Annotated in this window: 32 protein-coding genes and 1 pseudogene; 24 read left to right on the top strand and 9 right to left on the bottom strand. The window is 56.9% G+C overall.

Going from position 1 to position 16,477, the window contains the following annotated elements; genetic code table 11:
- Together DVH23_RS22180 and DVH23_RS22185 are read right to left on the bottom strand one after the other, a co-directional pair.
- Window positions 1-839 (bottom strand): Fic family protein (locus DVH23_RS22180; RefSeq protein ID WP_157972574.1); only part of this gene is annotated, 839 nt, incomplete at its 3' end.
- A gap of 435 nt (window positions 840-1,274) precedes the next feature.
- Window positions 1,275-1,805, bottom strand: coding sequence for a hypothetical protein (locus DVH23_RS22185; RefSeq protein WP_114579535.1), 531 nt, complete (start codon window positions 1,803-1,805; stop codon window positions 1,275-1,277).
- A 258-nt stretch (window positions 1,806-2,063) separates the two neighbouring features.
- Between DVH23_RS22185 and DVH23_RS22190 the strand changes: the two genes are divergently transcribed.
- From DVH23_RS22190 to DVH23_RS22210, 5 genes are all read left to right on the top strand, one after another.
- Window positions 2,064-2,393 carry a hypothetical protein gene (locus DVH23_RS22190; RefSeq protein ID WP_114579536.1) on the top strand — a complete coding sequence of 110 codons (330 nt, stop codon included), beginning with the start codon at window positions 2,064-2,066 and terminating at the stop codon, window positions 2,391-2,393.
- Window positions 2,386-2,769: a hypothetical protein gene (locus tag DVH23_RS22195; protein WP_114579537.1), complete on the top strand. Its 384-nt coding sequence runs from the start codon at window positions 2,386-2,388 to the stop codon at window positions 2,767-2,769. Before DVH23_RS22190 ends, DVH23_RS22195 begins: the two co-directional genes overlap by 8 nt.
- Before the next feature lie 5 nt (window positions 2,770-2,774).
- Window positions 2,775-2,948, top strand: a complete 174-nt coding sequence (locus tag DVH23_RS23980; RefSeq protein WP_157972575.1) for a hypothetical protein — start codon at window positions 2,775-2,777, stop codon at window positions 2,946-2,948.
- 185 nt (window positions 2,949-3,133) lie between these two features.
- Window positions 3,134-3,364 (top strand): UPF0175 family protein, encoded by a 231-nt coding sequence (locus DVH23_RS22200; RefSeq protein ID WP_114579538.1) that lies wholly within the window; start codon window positions 3,134-3,136, stop codon window positions 3,362-3,364.
- 762 nt (window positions 3,365-4,126) lie between these two features.
- Window positions 4,127-4,429: an SWIM zinc finger family protein gene (locus tag DVH23_RS22210; RefSeq protein WP_114579540.1), complete on the top strand. Its 303-nt coding sequence runs from the start codon at window positions 4,127-4,129 to the stop codon at window positions 4,427-4,429.
- A gap of 54 nt (window positions 4,430-4,483) precedes the next feature.
- Here the strand turns inward: DVH23_RS22210 and DVH23_RS22215 are convergent, their stop codons facing one another.
- Window positions 4,484-5,413, bottom strand: a complete 930-nt coding sequence (locus tag DVH23_RS22215; RefSeq protein ID WP_198668061.1) for an endonuclease/exonuclease/phosphatase family protein — start codon at window positions 5,411-5,413, stop codon at window positions 4,484-4,486.
- Window positions 5,414-5,751: 338 nt separating this feature from the next.
- Here DVH23_RS22215 and DVH23_RS22220 point away from each other — a divergent pair, with 338 nt between their 5' ends.
- The 4 genes from DVH23_RS22220 (at window position 5,752) to DVH23_RS22235 (ending at window position 7,646) form a co-directional block, all read left to right on the top strand.
- On the top strand, window positions 5,752-6,096 hold the full coding sequence (locus DVH23_RS22220) for a hypothetical protein (RefSeq protein WP_114579541.1): 345 nt from the start codon (window positions 5,752-5,754) through the stop codon (window positions 6,094-6,096).
- Between the two features lie 5 nt (window positions 6,097-6,101).
- Window positions 6,102-6,512: a hypothetical protein gene (locus DVH23_RS22225; RefSeq protein ID WP_114579542.1), complete on the top strand. Its 411-nt coding sequence runs from the start codon at window positions 6,102-6,104 to the stop codon at window positions 6,510-6,512.
- Between the two features lie 357 nt (window positions 6,513-6,869).
- Complete coding sequence (locus DVH23_RS22230) at window positions 6,870-7,094, top strand: hypothetical protein (RefSeq protein ID WP_157972576.1); 225 nt, start codon at window positions 6,870-6,872, stop codon at window positions 7,092-7,094.
- 324 nt (window positions 7,095-7,418) lie between these two features.
- Entirely contained in the window at window positions 7,419-7,646 is a 228-nt protein-coding gene (locus DVH23_RS22235) for a hypothetical protein (protein ID WP_114579544.1), read from the top strand.
- 81 nt (window positions 7,647-7,727) lie between these two features.
- On the opposite strand, the gene DVH23_RS24850 is transcribed toward DVH23_RS22235, so the two are convergent.
- Entirely contained in the window at window positions 7,728-7,937 is a 210-nt protein-coding gene (locus tag DVH23_RS24850; protein ID WP_232833892.1) for a hypothetical protein, read from the bottom strand.
- On the opposite strand from DVH23_RS24850, the gene DVH23_RS24855 reads away from it, so the two are divergent.
- Window positions 7,863-8,033, top strand: a complete 171-nt coding sequence (locus DVH23_RS24855; protein WP_232833891.1) for an SWIM zinc finger family protein — start codon at window positions 7,863-7,865, stop codon at window positions 8,031-8,033. The two genes, DVH23_RS24850 and DVH23_RS24855, sit on opposite strands and share 75 nt — an antisense overlap.
- Window positions 8,034-8,165: 132 nt before the next feature.
- Window positions 8,166-8,381 carry a hypothetical protein gene (locus DVH23_RS22245; RefSeq protein WP_114579546.1) on the top strand — a complete coding sequence of 72 codons (216 nt, stop codon included), beginning with the start codon at window positions 8,166-8,168 and terminating at the stop codon, window positions 8,379-8,381.
- Between the two features lie 90 nt (window positions 8,382-8,471).
- Here the strand turns inward: DVH23_RS22245 and DVH23_RS25085 are convergent, their stop codons facing one another.
- Window positions 8,472-8,594, bottom strand: a complete 123-nt coding sequence (locus DVH23_RS25085; RefSeq protein WP_255565299.1) for a hypothetical protein — start codon at window positions 8,592-8,594, stop codon at window positions 8,472-8,474.
- Window positions 8,595-8,663: 69 nt separating this feature from the next.
- On the opposite strand from DVH23_RS25085, the gene DVH23_RS22250 reads away from it, so the two are divergent.
- The 3 genes from DVH23_RS22250 (at window position 8,664) to DVH23_RS22260 (ending at window position 10,432) form a co-directional block, all read left to right on the top strand.
- Window positions 8,664-8,924: a HalOD1 output domain-containing protein gene (locus DVH23_RS22250; protein WP_114579547.1), complete on the top strand. Its 261-nt coding sequence runs from the start codon at window positions 8,664-8,666 to the stop codon at window positions 8,922-8,924.
- Window positions 8,925-9,052: 128 nt separating this feature from the next.
- Window positions 9,053-9,388 carry a hypothetical protein gene (locus DVH23_RS22255; RefSeq protein WP_157972578.1) on the top strand — a complete coding sequence of 112 codons (336 nt, stop codon included), beginning with the start codon at window positions 9,053-9,055 and terminating at the stop codon, window positions 9,386-9,388.
- 339 nt (window positions 9,389-9,727) lie between these two features.
- Window positions 9,728-10,432, top strand: a complete 705-nt coding sequence (locus DVH23_RS22260) for a helix-turn-helix domain-containing protein (protein WP_114579549.1) — start codon at window positions 9,728-9,730, stop codon at window positions 10,430-10,432.
- Between the two features lie 95 nt (window positions 10,433-10,527).
- Here the strand turns inward: DVH23_RS22260 and DVH23_RS22265 are convergent, their stop codons facing one another.
- A complete protein-coding gene (locus DVH23_RS22265; protein ID WP_114579550.1) occupies window positions 10,528-11,019 on the bottom strand; it encodes an MOSC domain-containing protein in 492 nt (163 codons plus the stop codon).
- Between the two features lie 322 nt (window positions 11,020-11,341).
- Here DVH23_RS22265 and DVH23_RS22270 point away from each other — a divergent pair, with 322 nt between their 5' ends.
- Both DVH23_RS22270 and DVH23_RS22275 read left to right on the top strand, forming a co-directional pair.
- A complete protein-coding gene (locus DVH23_RS22270) occupies window positions 11,342-11,821 on the top strand; it encodes an Lrp/AsnC family transcriptional regulator (protein ID WP_114579551.1) in 480 nt (159 codons plus the stop codon).
- Between the two features lie 173 nt (window positions 11,822-11,994).
- On the top strand, window positions 11,995-12,345 hold the full coding sequence (locus tag DVH23_RS22275; RefSeq protein ID WP_157972579.1) for a HalOD1 output domain-containing protein: 351 nt from the start codon (window positions 11,995-11,997) through the stop codon (window positions 12,343-12,345).
- A gap of 48 nt (window positions 12,346-12,393) precedes the next feature.
- On the opposite strand, the gene DVH23_RS22280 is transcribed toward DVH23_RS22275, so the two are convergent.
- Entirely contained in the window at window positions 12,394-12,753 is a 360-nt protein-coding gene (locus DVH23_RS22280; RefSeq protein ID WP_114579553.1) for a hypothetical protein, read from the bottom strand.
- Between the two features lie 365 nt (window positions 12,754-13,118).
- On the opposite strand from DVH23_RS22280, the gene DVH23_RS22285 reads away from it, so the two are divergent.
- The 8 genes from DVH23_RS22285 (at window position 13,119) to DVH23_RS22310 (ending at window position 15,774) form a co-directional block, all read left to right on the top strand.
- Window positions 13,119-13,448, top strand: a complete 330-nt coding sequence (locus DVH23_RS22285; RefSeq protein WP_114579554.1) for a hypothetical protein — start codon at window positions 13,119-13,121, stop codon at window positions 13,446-13,448.
- Window positions 13,445-13,630 (top strand): hypothetical protein, encoded by a 186-nt coding sequence (locus tag DVH23_RS22290; protein ID WP_114579555.1) that lies wholly within the window; start codon window positions 13,445-13,447, stop codon window positions 13,628-13,630. The genes DVH23_RS22285 and DVH23_RS22290 overlap by 4 nt, the downstream gene beginning before the upstream one ends.
- The gene (locus DVH23_RS24860; RefSeq protein WP_232833890.1) at window positions 13,623-13,769 is read left to right on the top strand and encodes a hypothetical protein; all 147 of its coding nucleotides are present in this window, start codon (window positions 13,623-13,625) and stop codon (window positions 13,767-13,769) included. The genes DVH23_RS22290 and DVH23_RS24860 overlap by 8 nt, the downstream gene beginning before the upstream one ends.
- Window positions 13,770-13,803: 34 nt before the next feature.
- Window positions 13,804-14,070: a hypothetical protein gene (locus DVH23_RS22295; protein ID WP_114579556.1), complete on the top strand. Its 267-nt coding sequence runs from the start codon at window positions 13,804-13,806 to the stop codon at window positions 14,068-14,070.
- A 254-nt stretch (window positions 14,071-14,324) separates the two neighbouring features.
- Entirely contained in the window at window positions 14,325-14,654 is a 330-nt protein-coding gene (locus DVH23_RS22300; RefSeq protein ID WP_114579557.1) for a hypothetical protein, read from the top strand.
- The gene (locus DVH23_RS22305) at window positions 14,647-15,039 is read left to right on the top strand and encodes a hypothetical protein (protein ID WP_114579558.1); all 393 of its coding nucleotides are present in this window, start codon (window positions 14,647-14,649) and stop codon (window positions 15,037-15,039) included. Before DVH23_RS22300 ends, DVH23_RS22305 begins: the two co-directional genes overlap by 8 nt.
- Entirely contained in the window at window positions 15,036-15,209 is a 174-nt protein-coding gene (locus tag DVH23_RS23985) for a hypothetical protein (RefSeq protein WP_157972580.1), read from the top strand. The genes DVH23_RS22305 and DVH23_RS23985 overlap by 4 nt, the downstream gene beginning before the upstream one ends.
- 151 nt (window positions 15,210-15,360) lie before the next feature.
- Window positions 15,361-15,774 carry a helix-turn-helix domain-containing protein gene (locus DVH23_RS22310; protein WP_114579559.1) on the top strand — a complete coding sequence of 138 codons (414 nt, stop codon included), beginning with the start codon at window positions 15,361-15,363 and terminating at the stop codon, window positions 15,772-15,774.
- 110 nt (window positions 15,775-15,884) lie between these two features.
- On the opposite strand, the gene DVH23_RS22315 is transcribed toward DVH23_RS22310, so the two are convergent.
- Together DVH23_RS22315 and DVH23_RS25180 are read right to left on the bottom strand one after the other, a co-directional pair.
- Window positions 15,885-16,229 carry a hypothetical protein gene (locus DVH23_RS22315; protein ID WP_198668062.1) on the bottom strand — a complete coding sequence of 115 codons (345 nt, stop codon included), beginning with the start codon at window positions 16,227-16,229 and terminating at the stop codon, window positions 15,885-15,887.
- Window positions 16,230-16,317: 88 nt separating this feature from the next.
- Window positions 16,318-16,477, bottom strand: a pseudogene (locus DVH23_RS25180) (transcriptional regulator); the annotation flags it as partial.

Consider the following 16,477-nt stretch of genomic DNA (forward strand, 5'->3'; position numbering starts at 1 on the left):
AGGACGAACACGATCCACTGTTCCCAGTCCCCGTCACGGCTCACTGCGAGCAAATAGTCAAGATACTGTTGTCGATGCCGGTTGAAGTACGCGCTCAAATAGAGGTACGGCTCCGAGAGGAGGTCAGAATCATACAACTGGAGCATCATCAGCAGGCGACCGAGCCGACCGTTCCCATCTCGAAACGGGTGGATCGTCTCGAACTGATAGTGGGTAATCGCGACGTCGATCAACGGCGGATACGACCCGCTGTTCATATACGACACGAGCTGTTCTAAGAGAAGATCGATCGTTTCGGGATTCGACGGCACAAACCGGGCTGTTGCAGCCGATCCGTCCGGCGATCCGATATAGACCGGGACGTCGCGTAGTTCCCCGGGTTGTTCCTCGACGCCACGGACGTCGCTGAGTACGGTTTCGTGGAGATCACAAATCAACTCGACGGAGAACTGCTCACCTGCGGTGAATCGATCGAACCCCTGGCGAATCGCGTCGACGTAATTGTACGCTTCACGGACGTCTCTCGAGTCCGCCGCAGAGCGTTGTGGGGACGTTTCGATGTCGTGGAGGATGATATCCGAGACGGTAACGTTCGTGCCTTCGATCTGCGAGCTCATCGCGGCCTCGCGAACCACGAACGGAGCGATGAGCAGGTTTTCGTTGTCTACGTTCCGGTGCAGCGTCGCTAACCGCCCCAGCGCGTACTGGGCATCGCCATAGACCCGCAACACATCGTCGGTGTACTCGATCTCCGGAGGAAGACTCTCCGGGCGATAACATGAGAGCCCCTCGTACGGATCGATTGACCCAGGCCCATCAGCAAACTCCTCAGCGTCCATCTTGAGTTAGAATTACTCTGCACCGTTCTAAGTCTACCGTTTCTACATTCAATTGACTTAGGAGGACATCAAGCCCGTTCTAAATCAACCATATCTGAACTCGAGGATCCAGTATCGTCGCTCTCAGAAAGAATAGAGCGCTCGTTCTCGAGCCTGTCCAGAAAACAAGTTTGAGCTTGATTTCACAGCCTTAGAATTGCCTATAGCATTAATTACCGATATTTACCATTAAGAAAACATTTGTTGGGCAGGCTCTATCGCGTGCTTTCATCGCGCGCCACCACTCAGACCGAACGTGTCTGTCGCGAGATCGCGGTCGAGAACTCCATCGAGACGCTCACGGAGTCGCCGCGTTCTGGAATCCGGAACTGCATCAAATCGAGGGTGTCGGTATCATCGTGGTGAGGACACCGTCCAGATACGATAGGAGCTCCGTCAGGTCGTATAGTTCTCGACGATATTGGTGAGCGGTTGGCGGACCCGACCATCGCCGTCCACGTCTCCGGTGGGGTGGATGTGATACTGCTCGTCGAATTTTTCGACGGTCAACAGGAGCCCCTCGCGTTCTGTCGTCCAGCCTGCGTCCTCGAGATGTGTTTGGAGAGCAGCCATATCGACAGTGGTCTGGCTCTCATGGAGCGCGTCAGCGTCCTCAGCAGGGACTGTTGAGAGCCGTGTCTCGGGGAACGTGTATCGTTTCACGTCATGATCTCGTGTTCCAGTTGCGAGTTCGTCAGGAGCAGCATCGGGCCAGTCAGGCCATTCTGCGTCGAGTCCTGTGACGAACGTAACGACCACAGCAGGCGTCTCAGGACCGTACTCAGGGTTGTCGTCAGCAACGGTGCGTGCGTCGCTATCCTCAGCGGTGACTGGACGGTCTGCAATCGTCTCGTCAGGTCTCTCAACGACAACAGCGAGGTCCGGGGACTCATCATCGATATCAATCACGTAGTCACCGAGATCCATAGGCGGTCGTACTGGCTCCTGTCCGTTAACTGTTCACTCTCGAGTTGAAGTTCTGCTTACCACCCGTATTCCACCGTTCGGTGGCGTTGTTCGCCCTCCAGAGAGGGGTAGGGAGGCGAGATGAAGGCAGTGACTCGTCCCTAGGAAGTGACTTCGAATGCCACTCAGAGAAGTGTACGAACGCACGTTCGACGAAGACGTACCGCGCCCAGAAGAGGACACCACTCTTTCCAGTAAAACCGTGGAGGAAAAGCACTAATGGATCGCGAACTCCGCGACCTCCATCAAGGCGCTCGCGACGAACGCAGGCGGATGCTTTCGGATCTGGACCCCGATCCCCACGACGTTCCCGGCTACGGTCGTCCTGGTGGGATCGACGATCCAGTGCCGGACGCCGAGTACGGTGACGACCACCCGGAACCGGCGGACGGCCACCCCGAGGAGGCCGGCGAAGAGCATGTCACGTTGCCGATCCCGGACGGCGCCGAGTACGACGTCGACGACCTCGAAAACGGGGCGATCGTCGTTCAATGGTGGATTCCAGTGGACGATCACTCGGGCGATACGGAGGCGGATCGGGATGACTGACGAGGAGATCGACATCGAGGCGCAGGCCCCGATCATCCGCGATCGCGCCGAGAAGTTACACGACGAGGTTCACGAGTCGGATCGGTTCGACGATACGAAGTTCGACTGCTGGGGTGCACGGGCTCTCCTGCGCCTTGCTGAACTCGAGGCCGATCGCCCTCCCGAGGACGCTCCCGACCACAAACACGACGCCTACGCTCACGAGCGGGCGGCGACGACGGCGTCAGTCGCGAGCGATCTGCTCTCGGCAGTCGCTCGCTCCGACGTCGTGACAGATGTCGAGACAGGCCGGCTGCTCGCCGGGAGGACCACAACGCACGAACTGGTTGCTGACCACCAGCAGGCGGCCCACTGGGTCCGCGAGGAGGCACGTTGAGAGCAATGAGTCGCTCTCACTGTTCCGAGTGTGGCTACGAGGGGCCGAAAGAGGGACCGCTGCCCCAGCGTGGTTCGGACGTAATCCCGATCTATGAGTGTCCCGAGTGTGGTGACGTCGCCGCGATCGGCTGTTCGTGTGACGATCCCGAGAGTCACGAGCCACCGGACTTCGCGTGAGCGATTCGGCAGTGCTGTTGTTCCTCATCAAGAGGGGCAAGGAAATTTCTCCGTGACCGATCCGGATTCTGAGGAGCAGTCCGCGAGCCAGGCGGAGTACATCGAACTAACGACTGCACAGGTACTCGAGACGTCGATGGAGGATACTTTAACGAGTCTGCCGCCCTTTCGTGTAGAGAGACGCCATGGTTATTGATCGTCGAAGTAACACCATCGAAGACAAAGAGCAGCTCGCCACTCCCATCGGGCTCTACGTCCTCGGCGAAATTTCGCTCGGAAAGGCCGCTGAACAGGCCAGTGTTACTCGCTGGGAGATGGAGGAGATCCTCCAAGAGGCTGGTGTGGAACTCCAGCTCGGTCCACAATCCATGGACGAACTCGAGGATGAAGTCGATGTGGCGCTTGACCGTGAATGAGTGATAGGGTCGGTCACAAGTCATTACACCGTCGATCGCAACACGGTGCCGCGACCGAACGGTAAATCGTTGTAACCGACCCTATGAGTCGTTCGAGCGTCCGCTTGTTCTCGATGCAACAGTGCTCAGAAACTACGTCAGCACTGCATCTGTGGACTACTGAGCCACATGCTCGCTCCGTTCGCGTCCTCCCCACCCTCTTCGCTCGCTTCCAGAGGTCGTTCGCTCGTCCCTCGCGCACGAACTGCGCCTGCGCAGTCTCGCACGCGCCACCGCTCCGCCGAAGAAGCGAGAGAGAGAGCTCCTCGTGAGATCGGCTGGAGACGGCTGACACGTTCGGTCTGTGGTGTTGGTCGGTCCCCTGAGGGGCGAGGGAGATCGAGATGCAAACTGCCAGTCGCATTACGAAACCGATCGTTGCCGAATTCACCCCCGAACGAACGATGGCCCCCGACTCCGAGTCAACCAGTTCCCGCCTCGAAGTGTTCGGTAATCTCGAGCGGACGAACACGAGTTGTGACTATTGCGGAACGCTTGGTGTGGTCAAGACACACCGCTGTAAAATCGCCGAGAACCTTGAGGTGCCGCTCATCTGCACCGACTGTGAGTGATCACACTGGGATCTTCACGCCGACCGAGAACGTATACCCGATTGGAATGGCCGTCTCCGGCCGCCAACAGCCAGAGGGTGGTACCTGTCGTATCTCTTTCTTTCTTCGCTCACAGCGCCGCTCACGAGCGCTGAACGAGGTTCACACATCCATGGCAACGGAACCACATCCACTTGAGCGCCTCGACACGACCGAGCGAACGCTCCAGCGCGCGCAGTACGAAGCCTTCGAGTTCGAACTCGTCGAGCGGGGCGTGCTCGTTCGCAACGCGAGCTACGAGGACCCGAGTGACCACGAGTACCTCGTGACGATCGATAACGGACTTCCGAAGCGGTGCGAGTGCCCGGCCGACCAGCACCACTCAGGTGCGTGCAAACATCGAGTCGCAGTCGCGATCCGTTCAGATGTCCTTGAACCGGCGTGCGATGCCCAGCACGTTCGCGATCTTTCGTGATTGGCTGTAATTCCAGCCCTATTTTTGGTACACTGTGTGTATTCAGTATGCTGATTATGTGTTGAATTCCGCGATGAGGGGGGCGTGGTCACTATAATTAAATCCAGCATGTTCGTAGTAACAGTCCTGTGAGTCGAGTTCTTTGGAGGCAATCATGTGGTCAAACCGTTTGCCTTCGACCTCAGTTGGGATGACTGATTCCGGATGTTTGGTTCGAGTTGCATGACTCACATCGAGGACATCGAGTTCACCGTAGCCGTGTTCTGCTCGGAAGGTATCTACCATCCCTTTCTCCTCAAGCCCGCGAAGAATCTTCAGTTCTGCTTCCCTCCACCGTTGAGCCAGCTCTCCTTCTTGGTCGTGCCGCCAGGGGATAGTCGTCCCATCCGCCAACTCCTCCTTTGGGGAATTGAAATCACCGGCCAACACGCAGGGCGACTCAGTTCCCTTCATAATCCGGTTGTACGTGTTTTCGAGAATCTTGATCTTCTCTTCCCCATGCATACTGCCCGGGACTGCGCGTACATTCCAGAGTTCGATCTCACGCTCACCCTGGGTGATCGAAGCGTTGAGGATCTTTTCAGGAAGGTTCGTATTCCAGTCCTTCAGATCAGCGTTCTCCCACGGCCCGTACCGGATACTCGGACTCAACCGGGTCAGTTCGGACGCATCGCTTGACTCATGCAGCGCAATGAGATTGCCATTCACGTGGTTGTAATCCTGGTGTGGTGGCACCGCACTCTCCCGCAGTTCCGCCGCCCATTCCAAGGTGTCAACGATCTCTGTGTACCCAATCTCCGCTAAGGACTCCCGCCAGCGCTCCCGTTGAATCGTCGTTACCTCATTCAGCATCACTACATCTGGGAGATTCACTCCCTTCTCCAGAAACTCGATTTGATTCTCAATCCGTTCAATACTCCCGTTCGGCGGCACCGCCCCCTGTACGTTCCACGACAGTACTCGCAACTCAAAACCAGAGACCATACGGATACTCTCTCAACGACCTCAAATAAGACTGCTCCTGAAGAAGGATACGCCGAATCATCTCGCCGGACGTAGGGAAAGAGTTTGGTAAGACACTGAAATGTTCCTCCCTGATCGCTCGAGAACAGGGAACATATGGGGCCTCTTTCGTTACCCCACGATCCTATACGGACTCCCGCCGTGTGGGGTAACTCCTAGCCCGACGACCGCGAATCTGCCCCGCCTGGTGTGTTGTTCGTCCCCCAGAGAGGGGTGGAGGGTTTCACAGATGTCTCACGCAGACGAGCTGACAGCAGCACAGCTACCGACAACGAGCACCGACACTGGAGGGGGCCGTAATGGATACTGACCTCCTGGCCTACGTCGACAGTGGTGACACTACTGCGGACACACTGACCGAGTCGCAGGTGTGGGAGCATCGCAACGGCGTCCGGGCCGCCATCGAACGTGGAGACGAGAGCTTGTCACTGCCTTCGGCAGCCCTCTCGGCTGATCGGTGGCACCACTGGGGTATCGGCGTCTCCGTCTGGCTCCACGAGAGCGGCGTGGTCGTTCTGAAGAAAGACGGGAACACGATCGTTACCGACATCGCGATGCTCGAGCACGTCTCGGTGGTGCTGGCCGGTGCTCACGTGAAAATTGGACACGTCACCCGCATCGATCCCGACGGAAGTGAGGCCTGATCAGCATGGGAATCGTCGAAACCGAAAACCGCTACAACGGCGCGTTCGACGTGGTAGAGTGTCCAGTCTGTGGGTCCGACGAGTGGACCCACATAGTATATCAGGGCGTGTTCTGCGCGAATTGCAACACGAAATGCACGCTTCGAGAACCAGCGGGCGATCAGGGGTTCATTGCGGAGTTCGACGGCGCGTACACCTGGTCTGTCGACGATGGCGAGAAAATCCCCGAAACGGAGGAGTATGGTCCGGTTGCTTCCGGAAAGTGGCTTGGGACCGAGAACACTGGCTACCATCGCCACTGGTTTTCGGCGCGCGCAGACTACGTTCACGACGATTGTGAGTGGGAACCAGCATGGCATCGAGAGCCAAAGAACGAGAACGAAAACGAGCATAGTTACCCCACGAGCGAGAAGTGATCAACACTCGTGGGGTAACTCAACCAGACCAAGTTCTCAATCAGATCAGACCAGTGGCTGCTCGGTCGCACGAACGGCCAACTGGTGGTGGTGTTCGTCCCCCGGAGAGGGGCAGAGGGATGACGCGATCAACTCGTCCTGACGAGGAGCGTCAAATGCAACACCAGAGTTCAACCCCTGCCCACGAATCGCCTCACCGCACCACGACGTCGGTCCCTCGAGTGCAGTGCTTGGGGACGTCCCGGTCGCACGACCCGACGTTTCTCACGATTCGCACGGCCTCCCCACTCGTCCTCGAGTGTCCGATCTGCCAGCTCACCATCCGGGTCGATCCCGCTGAGGATGACGGTGATCACGATGGGTGAGAAGAAAACCGAAACGGAGATCCTCAACGATCTTCGCGACCGAGGGATCGCACCGCCGATTCCGGCGAACGACACGGCTGGCGAGCCCTGTCCAGTCTGCACCGAACCGATTCCCGAGAACAGCCACAAAACGCTCAACCTCGGGTTGCCCGACTACTGTTCGCTGGCCTGTCGGTTAGAAGCTGAAGACGATACAGAGCGCGAAGACAATGGCTGATATTGTCGGGAACGCCCCAACTGGTCACTGGATCCGAAGCACACAGCCGGTGGCGTTGTTCCCCCCCCTCAGGAAATGGGTGGAGGCGAACAGCGATGAATCAGAACACCCAATCCCAGAGCGGAACGTACCGCTGTCCTCATTGCCAGTACCCGAACAAACTAGCCGAAGAGATGGACTTCACGCGTGCTCGCTGTCGCAACGAGAACTGTGAGGTCCGCAGCTTCCACACAGGGCTGTCGTATTAATCAGTGGGAGAAGGCAGCTCACTGGGGTGCGCCGCGGGTTGTGTTGATCGCTCTCCTGAGCGCTGAGAGAGTCGAGATGATCACCGCCAGCGAAGCTTCAAGGCCGATCGTCGTAGAGTTCACCCCCGAACCAACGCTGACCCTCGACTTCGGGTCGGCCAGTTCCCGCATCGAAGTGTTCGCCGATCCAGAGCAGATGACCACGAGCTGTGATTTCTGCGGGAGGTTTGGAGTTGTCCAGACAGACCGCTGCGAAACCGCCGAGACTCTCGACCTACCGCTAATCTGTCCTGACTGTGAGTGATCCGATCCGTGTGTTCACTCCCTTCGCCTACAGCACCGCTCACGGGCGCTGAGAGACAGTAACACAACCATGCCAGCCCATTCACTTGACCGCCTCGACATGACCGAACGGACGCTGCAACGGGTTCAGTACGAAGCCTTCGAGTTTGAACTGGTCGAACAGGGTGTGCTCGTTCGCAACGCGAGCCACGAAAATCCGAGCGACCACGAGCACCTCGTGACGATTGGCGACGGTTTGCCGGACAGTTGCACGTGTCCAGCAGACGAACACCACCAGGGGGCGTGCAAACATCGGGTCGCAGTCGCAATCCGAACGCCCGTCCTTGACTCGGCGTACAATCTCCAGCGCGTTCGAAACCTCTCCGCTCGTCCAGTCGCTACTCAGTGAGCAATACTCGAGGTTGTGTTACATCCGGGTGCGAACTGACCATGCGCTACAGGGTGTATCTCGGTTAATTAAAAAAAATATCAGTGAAAATCTTCGGGGTTAATTCGTATTCGGCTCCTGTCTCTATTAGTCATGATCGAAAAGAAACGGTCTGAAAATGTGTTGGACAATGACCCTCCTTCCGCCGACGAAGACGTAGCGAAGCTCCGCCTCCAACTGAGTCACTTCTCTCTCACGGAATTAGAGAGGGAAGAGGTGGTGAACTGGGACAGAGATGAGCACGTTGTGAGGAAAGGCCCTCGCTTCGACGAAAAGTGGAAAGAAAATGAGTGGTCAACTGGACAGTAGCAAGAGCCGCTACTTCAGTTACCTGTATGTAACGCGAAGATCAGCCGACTCGGTCGTGAAAATAGGTCCTGCGAGTTGGGCTTAGATATTTCAGTTATCCCACTCACAGAACGCGTGGAAGTCGTCGGTGCCGGCCTGGTTCGCGATCTCGGAGACGAGCCGCGCAATCCGCCGCGGTATCTCGGCTGAACTGGTCCCTCCCCCGGAGAACATGGCAAGGGTTCGTCCGTATCTGGAGTTTTCAAGGCGAGCGAATTTACCTCTGGAATTCCTGTTTAAGACGTGAATCAGTTCAACGGGGGTCAGCGGATGGTTGAGCAAGAGTTCGATTGGGCCGACACTCAACCGAGTACTGCAGTCAGCTATGCGCTCGCCTCTATCGAGAACGAGCGCGTAGAGGGCCTTCCACCGCTCTACGAGTATATCGATCCCGAGTCACTCGACGCCCTTGTCACTGGGGGCGAGAACGTTTCGGTGTCGTTCCTGGTACGTGAGTTCGTAGTCGAAATCACCGGCTCGACAGTCGCCGTCAAACAGGGCTGAGGGGCGGGCCCGCGAGTTCAGCCCTATGGTTCAATTTGGATTCGTATTCAGGAATCCACTGGTAATGTGAGTTGGCCATTAGTTACTTATGTCTGAGCAATGTCTGACGCAAAGCCGAGGGAAATCATATGACCCACCTCAATCAACGGGAAGCAGATAGGACGCTGGAGATCCTCGCAAATCGACATTGCCGCATGACTCTCTTGCACTTCCAGACGGCGACAGAAAACGTCATTTCAATACAAGATCTTGCAACTGCAATCACTACGGCGGACGAAATCGAGCAAACGAGGGTCCATCTTCAGCATTCAACGCTTCCACGGCTCGAAGATGCTGGGCTCGTCGAGTACGATTCCAGGAGCGATACGGTTCGATATCATGGAGACCAGGGGGTAGAGGAGTTATTGGATGCAGTCATCGACTGTCTTCCGGGAGAACAGCACCTCTCTCATATGGGCCCCTGAGTTGGGTACCCAGGTTGAAGCCCAGATCTCACCTGGTTTACCAGGATCATATCTCCGTCAGCAAGTGGGGTTAATTGTGATTAAGTGGGTCAACGATAGGCACCCTTGATGCCTGATTCCCGAGTAGGCAGAACTGAGTGCCCATGGCACACATTGCAGAAGATGATCGGGCGGCTGCGCGGTGTGAGAGATGTGGAAACATCTATACCGTGAATATCCGCCCGGAGGGCGAGATCGAGCCGATCGGTGTCCCTCACTGCCGAGACTGCGGAGGGAGTGAGTTCATCCTCTTTAGTGACCCCGGAGAGGAACTGACTAGTATGAGCGCGAATTAATACTGTGACCGGGACTATCGCCGAACTGAAAGTTGATCTTGAAGACTTCGCCCTCGAGCATACACTCACCACAGTGACTGACCTCAGCTGTGAGGTCGAGCGGCTCGTCGCCAGTGATCCGGAGACACTAATGCCGTTTCTCTGGGTCGAGGCCCCACCGTCAGCCCTCGACGAGCTTGAAGACGTGTTTGCAACCGACGAGACGACCGATCAGGTCGAGTGCATCACGGAACTCTATGGGGAACGGTTGTACCGAATGCACTGGATTCGTCGGATCGAGCTGCTCGTCCAGATTCTCGTCGAAGAAGAGGGAACAATCCTCTCGGCCTCGGGCAGCGCTGACGGATGGCACCTCCGATTGCTCTTTCCAACTCGTGACGCACTCTCACGAACCGACGACTACTGTCGCTCACACGATCTCAAATATGAGATACTCTCGATTTATAATATCGACGAAGGTCGAAAAGGCCGATTCGGTCTCACAGACGCCCAACAGGACACGATAGTCGCCGCCTTCGAACAGGGGTACTACGAAATCCCTCGCGAGATTGATTCGGAAGAGTTGGCTACCGAATTCGATATCTCCCATCAAGCGCTGTCCGAACGTCTCCGCCGTGGGCACAAAGCCCTCGTGAAAAACACGGTCATGATCGGTCCCCGGGCCTCCGACGATGACCGCGATGAGCAGCCCCCCACATCACGGCAATAATCGATACCTGGTTCCCCTGTATGTAATGGCTGTTTCAGGCCTGACTCTGAATAAAGAAATCATATTGTCAACTACTGTGAATTAAAGAGTGAAGATTATTCGAGCGGTTCGATGACGTCTCCGGGGCGAATCATCCCATCTTCGAGAATGTCCACTCGGAGCCCACCTCGGTGAGTGAGTGCCTGCAGTACGCCGTCCTGAGTAATACGCTGAAGATGGTTACAGGGTTCACACAACCGATCCCCTCGACAGATGGCGTCACCGACTCGGAATCGTTGTCCAACGAGATGATTGAGTGCAACATCACGGGTTTCGATGTTTCGACGGTGTTCTCCCGGTGCGAGTTTGATTCCCGCTTCACGTTCGATTGCGGTTACAGCCTCTTGCTCGATCAACGTGAGGTCGTACCCATCGTGGCGTTCCTCATCTGGCTCCCACTCGACAAAGGTTCCCGTCTCATTCTCGCTAAAGTAGCGATCACCTCGGAGTCCCTTTCCGGCAACTGCTTCAACGTCGGTTTGTTCTTCCATCTCCGCTTCGGCTTCAGGTGCGATAAAAATCCGTTCGACAGTGCCACTCCCGGTCATGTGTGCTATGCGCGTTTAGTACAGGATAAACACTCGGTGTGGGTATTAGTGACAAAGTGACTTTGCAGAATAGCCGCAAATCGCACCGAGTAGCTGGGTCATTGGCACCAAGTGAAAAAGCGAAGCCGCCGCGCTGGACTCATCCTCAATATCTAGCAGGTTATTTTTGGCAGATATCGGACAAACCGATAGCCGCTTCGGTATCCGCTGGCCCTGTATGTAACATCAGTCCGCGTCACATCCGGGTGCTTATTGATCGGTGGACGGCGATCGCTTTCGAAATAACGAGAACGTTCATGGCCCCCAAACGAGTTGATTCACTATGACATCCGAGGAACTCGATGAGGTGGATAGTGCGATCCTCCACCTCTTGCAGGTGGACGCACGGTTCAATAGCGTGACAGACATCGCTGAGAAGGCTGACGTAACCGCCAATACTGTACGCAATCGGATCCAAGGCCTCGAAGAACGCGGGATCATTAAGGGATACGTCCCACTAGTTGATTACGAGCAAGCAGATTACCAACTCAGAGTAGTAATGCGGTGTACGGCGCCCATCCCTAAGCGGCCGGAGCTCGCCCAAAAGGCACTCGATATCGAGGGCGTCATTGAGGTGCAGGAATTGATGGCTGGGCGGCGCAACGTCGAAGTAACCGTTGTTGCCGCCGAAGGCGACCAGATGACCGATGCCGCCAGCGCGCTCACCGAACTCGGGTTCGATATCGACGATGAGGAACTAGTGAAAAGCTACTACAAACAACCGTTCGACCATTTCGACCCCGACTCTGCAATGGAAGAATGACTTATAATTCGGAAATGTGGGAGTGAACTATAGTGTCTATTCGGGCCCTCGATTCGTTAATCTAAATATAGTGCCGTATTATTTCGCTTTATCTTCATTCATCACCACTCTTTTATGGCTTCTCCACTTGTGGCGTAGATAGACGATGAAACAGACTCTCGTAAGGAATATCGATGACTACAGACGAGACAGACATTGATCCGCCTCACTCGAATTTAGTGATACCTGAGATGCCAGACAAATACATGGAAACGCTCCAGGCCGACTGGACCGACTCAGGGCAACCAGACATCACGATTGTCGAGACGATTGCGGTCGCGACGAATCGCGATCCCCTCGAGATGGCCCCGCTCAACGCCTCTATCGACGTTGATGCACTCAACGCTCTCTTGACACGGGAAACTCCCGACTCTCACACGCCCGTTCAGGTGTCGTTCACATACGAGGAGACAGGTACCCAGGTGACTGTCCGGAGTGATGGGCAAGTCATCGTCTCATTGGACGACGAGTCAAACGGGCGATGAGACGACGCCAAACGAGCAGATAATAGAACCCGAATCGGCGCCTGTCAGTCACTCGAGTTCGGAATTAATGAACGCGACGAGTTTCTCGAGGTGTGGTGTCGAGTGATAACGAATCGTTTCACTCCGTATGTCGTACTCGATCACGTCGGCCTCATCGAGTTTCGGAAGATGAGAGTGATGCAGCAAGAGTCTGAGCCGATCTCTCGGTGACGACTCCACGACCGGTGGAGATGAATCCTGTTTAGTGAGGGGATGAACACCAGTCTCAGCGACGCCCTCAACGAGTTCCTCAAGGTGAACAGCCTGTTCGTCAGCGTCGATCAGATGCTGGAGCGCCTTTCGTCTGTACTGGTCGGTGACCAGCTCTAACACGAGTTCGGTTGAACCGGTTCGGTGATCAAGAGTCATTGGTTTTCCCACCATGTTCGAAGGGGAAACGGTCACAAGCGAACACGGGCACAGTCCTACTCACGTCATGGACGGTTACGTCTGGCGATCACCCGGATGTTCACACCCATGCCTGACAGGATGAGTCTGAAGGGTGTCTATTCGATCTACACCTCACCTGTGTATAATGCGAGAATCAGACGAGAGCAAGCTGGAATTTTCCCCATCCTGAATCGCTCGAAAACACGACTCGCATGAGAGACGCTTTAGTTACCCCACAGCTCTGATTTAAAATCGATTACGTGGGGTAACCACCTACTAGAACCACTCCCCACAGCCCGCTCGTGGTGTTGATCGTCCCCTGAGAGGAGTGGAGGCGAAGTTAGATGGCACAACAGCGCCAGATCGACGCGATCGCACAGCAAGCCGACCACTACGAAACCGACGCAGGCCGCGAACTCCGCCAGCGGGCAGCAGCCCGAATTCGCGCGCTCCAAAATCGAGACACAATCACCGACGGCGGAACGGTTGCCGACAGCGGTCGTGAGGCGACGGTCGAATCGGCGTACACGTACCACACCGAGCCACCGGAACAGGGCGGGAAAGCCTACGTCCGGTGTCGGGATTGCCAGCGCGAGCTCCTCGTCGACCTCGGTGGACGAGATCGCCTGCCCCACGCACCGGGATGCCCCCAGCACAGGGGTGAGACCCGATGAACTCCAGTGGGTCCTGGTCTAGCGAACGGGTCAAAATCGAACTCGAAGATACGCTCGAAAACCTCGCCCGTCTCGAAAACCACCTGCCCGAGCCGTTAACGCTCACCGAGTCGATCGGCGAACTCGAGACGACGCTCGCTCTCTACAACCAGCTCACAGAGACGGAGGGTCACAATGGCTAAGTGCGAGAACTGCGGCGGTCACGTCACCGACCAGTACAAACTCGTGTTCGCGGACAACCAAGGGACGCTCCATGCCTGTCCCCACTGTCGAAGCCAGACAGATCGATACGACGGTGCCGGTGCTGGCCTCAAAAATTAACCCACTCGCCAGCACATATCGAAACCATACCCCGATGGGCTCTTCAGACAACACAGAGAAAGCACTCGAGCAGTTCCAGTCGCTCGCACTTGTCGAAGATGGGTGGATCCCCACTCAGGGGTACCTGATCCTCGTGTTAGATCGAGATGCTGACGCCGGCCTCTTCGATCTCCTCGACATCGCCAAGCGGTTCGACATGGACGGCGACATTCGCATCATCACCGACGTTCGCCACGACGGCGAGTTGCGCGACACTATCCATCTCGAGTCGGTCGATCGCGTTGAACCGCCTCTCTCCTGAGTTACCCCACGTCCCGGATCAGTCCCGACAGCGTGGGGTAACTCCGTAGACGGCCACTGATGAGCCGCACCGCTCGGTGGTGTTTATTGGCCCCCAGAGAGGGGTCGGGAGGCGAGCTGAAGACAGTCACTCGTCCCCAGGAAGTGACTTCGAATGCCACTCAGAGAAGTGTACGAACGAACGTTCGACGAAGACGTACCGCTCTCGGAATGGGACACCACTCTTTCCAGTGAAACCGAGGAGAGAGAGCACTAATGGACCGCGAACTCCGCGATCTCCATCGAGGTGCTCGCGACGAACGCAGTCGAATGATCTCGGATCTGGATCCGGATCCTCACGACGTTCCCGGATACGATCGGGCCACTGGGATCGACGATCCAGTGCCCGACGCCGAGTACGGTGACGATCACCCGGAACCGACCGAGGGCTACCCCGAAGAGGCCGGGGAAGAGCGCCTCACATTGCCGATCCCGGACGGTGTTGAGTACGACGTCGACGACCTCGAGGACGGGATGATCGTCGTTCAGTGGTGGTGCCCGGCCGACGAGAGTCCTGATAATCCGGAGGTCGATCGGGATGACTGACGAGGGAATCGACGTATGCGTTTCGGCGTCCACTATCTTCGACCACGCCGAGCAGCTTCACGACGGCGTTCACGAGTCGGATCGGTTCGACGACACTACGTTCGACTGCTGGGGTGTACGGGCGCTCCTGCGTCTCGCCGAGCTCGAGGCCGACCGCCCTCCCGAGGACGCCCCCGATCACGAACACGACGCCTACGCTCACAAGCGGGCAGCAACGATGGCTTCTGTCGCGAGCGAACTGCTCTCGGCAGTCGCTCGCTCCGACATCGTGACCGGTGTCGAGACGGGCCGGCTGCTCGCCGGGAAGTCTACAACGCACGAACTGGTTGCTGATCACCAGCAGGCGGCCCACTGGGTCCGCGAGGAAGCACGTCGAGACAAATGAGTCGCTCTCACTGTGCCGAGTGTGGCTACGAGGGGCCGAAAGAGGGACCACTGCCCCAGCGGGGTTCGGACGTCATCCCGATCTATGAGTGCCCTGCGTGTGGCGACGTCGCCGCGATCGGCTGTTCGTGTGACGATCCAGACAGTCACGAGCCGTCGAGTTCGGCGTGACCGCACGTAGGTGGTGTTGTTTCCTCCCTTGAGAGCGGCGGAGGCAAACAGACATGAGCGAGCGATCATCGCATCAATCGTTCTCCAAGAAGAACAATGTTGTTCTCCACCCACATTGTCATAGGGCTGGAGAACCGAAATCCAAGTGAAAATGTCCCACACACCACCGGCGACTGAAGGGCAGGACGCCCAACAGTTCTTCGCCGTCGCAGAAACCCTGGCAGAAGAATCACGGCGGGACATCGTGGCAGATATCGTCGCCCATCCGGAGGGCCTCCCATCGATGAAGGAGTTAGAATTCACAACGGGGCTGCACCGGACGACGATTCACCAGCACCTTGAGGCACTTATTGAGGGGGGAATCGTCGAACCGGTCGAAATCCCTCCTGGTCAGCAGACCAAAGGTCAACCAAGCAAATTCTACGCGATAACCGATACCGCTCGACAGATCTTCAATCGGAATAACGTCTTCACCGAGGACCATTGGAAGGGGATCTACGATCGTGTCGACAAGCCTGAGGAGATTCAAGAGGCAGAAGCAGCCCCACGCCCAGATCAGGACTAATATTGGGAATTGTTTGATTGATATCATCAACACTCCATTGAGGGCTCGCATCGTCCACTCGATCGACGACCACGGCCCTGAGTCGGCCCCGTTTCCGGTGATGTCTCGGCCTACTGCTGCTCCCACAGCGCCTCGATACGCTCCTCGAGACGATCGAGAACGAGCCGACTCACGTCGCGATGGTCGTCCGGCCACTGTGCGTTCTCCGCGTCGGTGCGGCTAGCGGCCGGGGGCGGATGGAAGTGATCTCGCGAGTTGTGCGCGTTCGGATGCCGGTCCCATCGGCACTTCCACGCGCTGTCCCGCCGTTCCTCCTGGTAGTGGAAGGTGAAGTCGTCGTTGCGATACCAGCGAATCTCGAAGCGAGCAGACACCTCGTTCGGGTAATAGTCGCCGGACAGCTCAACGCGGAGGTGCAACTTCCCCTTCTCAACGATTTTCGCCGACTCGAACATACGATTCCCAACGAATCGGGAACGCATACGCTCCAACACGGCCCGATCTATCGGTGCGGGACTCGCACCGTCATCCACCGGCACCATCTTAGCCGTGCAACGGGGCTGTCGAGCCAGCGGCCTTTCTTCGGGCGCGTTCGTGGAGGTGACGCTCCTCGATGACGGTAGCCCAATCACCGAGATCCACGTACACGTCGTCAATCCGTTCCGCGTCGAACTCGAGGACATCGACCTCAGCGGGCGAGTCG

It is taken from the genome of Saliphagus sp. LR7, assembly GCF_003344565.1.
Classification (GTDB): Archaea; Halobacteriota; Halobacteria; order Halobacteriales; family Natrialbaceae; genus Saliphagus; species Saliphagus infecundisoli.

Bases quoted from the DNA above. Each gene is read 5' to 3' on its own strand.
- DVH23_RS22215 (WP_198668061.1), bottom strand. From the start codon at position 5,413: ATGGTCTCTGGTTTTGAGTTGCGAGTACTGTCGTGGAACGTACAGGGG.
- DVH23_RS22200 (WP_114579538.1), top strand. From the start codon at position 3,134: ATGGTTATTGATCGTCGAAGTAACACCATCGAAGACAAAGAGCAGCTC.
- DVH23_RS22315 (WP_198668062.1), bottom strand. From the start codon at position 16,229: ATGTTCGAGTCGGCGAAAATCGTTGAGAAGGGGAAGTTGCACCTCCGC.
- DVH23_RS22190 (WP_114579536.1), top strand. From the start codon at position 2,064: ATGGATCGCGAACTCCGCGACCTCCATCAAGGCGCTCGCGACGAACGC.
- DVH23_RS23980 (WP_157972575.1), top strand. From the start codon at position 2,775: ATGAGTCGCTCTCACTGTTCCGAGTGTGGCTACGAGGGGCCGAAAGAG.
- DVH23_RS24860 (WP_232833890.1), top strand. From the start codon at position 13,623: ATGGCTAAGTGCGAGAACTGCGGCGGTCACGTCACCGACCAGTACAAA.
- DVH23_RS22245 (WP_114579546.1), top strand. From the start codon at position 8,166: ATGATCGAAAAGAAACGGTCTGAAAATGTGTTGGACAATGACCCTCCT.
- DVH23_RS22305 (WP_114579558.1), top strand. From the start codon at position 14,647: ATGACTGACGAGGGAATCGACGTATGCGTTTCGGCGTCCACTATCTTC.
- DVH23_RS22255 (WP_157972578.1), top strand. From the start codon at position 9,053: ATGACCCACCTCAATCAACGGGAAGCAGATAGGACGCTGGAGATCCTC.
- DVH23_RS22235 (WP_114579544.1), top strand. From the start codon at position 7,419: ATGATCACCGCCAGCGAAGCTTCAAGGCCGATCGTCGTAGAGTTCACC.
- DVH23_RS22185 (WP_114579535.1), bottom strand. From the start codon at position 1,805: ATGGATCTCGGTGACTACGTGATTGATATCGATGATGAGTCCCCGGAC.
- DVH23_RS22295 (WP_114579556.1), top strand. From the start codon at position 13,804: ATGGGCTCTTCAGACAACACAGAGAAAGCACTCGAGCAGTTCCAGTCG.
- DVH23_RS22210 (WP_114579540.1), top strand. From the start codon at position 4,127: ATGGCAACGGAACCACATCCACTTGAGCGCCTCGACACGACCGAGCGA.
- DVH23_RS22310 (WP_114579559.1), top strand. From the start codon at position 15,361: ATGTCCCACACACCACCGGCGACTGAAGGGCAGGACGCCCAACAGTTC.
- DVH23_RS22285 (WP_114579554.1), top strand. From the start codon at position 13,119: ATGGCACAACAGCGCCAGATCGACGCGATCGCACAGCAAGCCGACCAC.
- DVH23_RS22290 (WP_114579555.1), top strand. From the start codon at position 13,445: ATGAACTCCAGTGGGTCCTGGTCTAGCGAACGGGTCAAAATCGAACTC.
- DVH23_RS22270 (WP_114579551.1), top strand. From the start codon at position 11,342: ATGACATCCGAGGAACTCGATGAGGTGGATAGTGCGATCCTCCACCTC.
- DVH23_RS22195 (WP_114579537.1), top strand. From the start codon at position 2,386: ATGACTGACGAGGAGATCGACATCGAGGCGCAGGCCCCGATCATCCGC.
- DVH23_RS22275 (WP_157972579.1), top strand. From the start codon at position 11,995: ATGACTACAGACGAGACAGACATTGATCCGCCTCACTCGAATTTAGTG.
- DVH23_RS22265 (WP_114579550.1), bottom strand. From the start codon at position 11,019: ATGACCGGGAGTGGCACTGTCGAACGGATTTTTATCGCACCTGAAGCC.
- DVH23_RS23985 (WP_157972580.1), top strand. From the start codon at position 15,036: ATGAGTCGCTCTCACTGTGCCGAGTGTGGCTACGAGGGGCCGAAAGAG.
- DVH23_RS25085 (WP_255565299.1), bottom strand. From the start codon at position 8,594: ATGTTCTCCGGGGGAGGGACCAGTTCAGCCGAGATACCGCGGCGGATT.
- DVH23_RS22280 (WP_114579553.1), bottom strand. From the start codon at position 12,753: ATGACTCTTGATCACCGAACCGGTTCAACCGAACTCGTGTTAGAGCTG.
- DVH23_RS22230 (WP_157972576.1), top strand. From the start codon at position 6,870: ATGGGTGAGAAGAAAACCGAAACGGAGATCCTCAACGATCTTCGCGAC.
- DVH23_RS22225 (WP_114579542.1), top strand. From the start codon at position 6,102: ATGGGAATCGTCGAAACCGAAAACCGCTACAACGGCGCGTTCGACGTG.
- DVH23_RS24850 (WP_232833892.1), bottom strand. From the start codon at position 7,937: ATGTTTGCACGCCCCCTGGTGGTGTTCGTCTGCTGGACACGTGCAACT.
- DVH23_RS22220 (WP_114579541.1), top strand. From the start codon at position 5,752: ATGGATACTGACCTCCTGGCCTACGTCGACAGTGGTGACACTACTGCG.
- DVH23_RS22300 (WP_114579557.1), top strand. From the start codon at position 14,325: ATGGACCGCGAACTCCGCGATCTCCATCGAGGTGCTCGCGACGAACGC.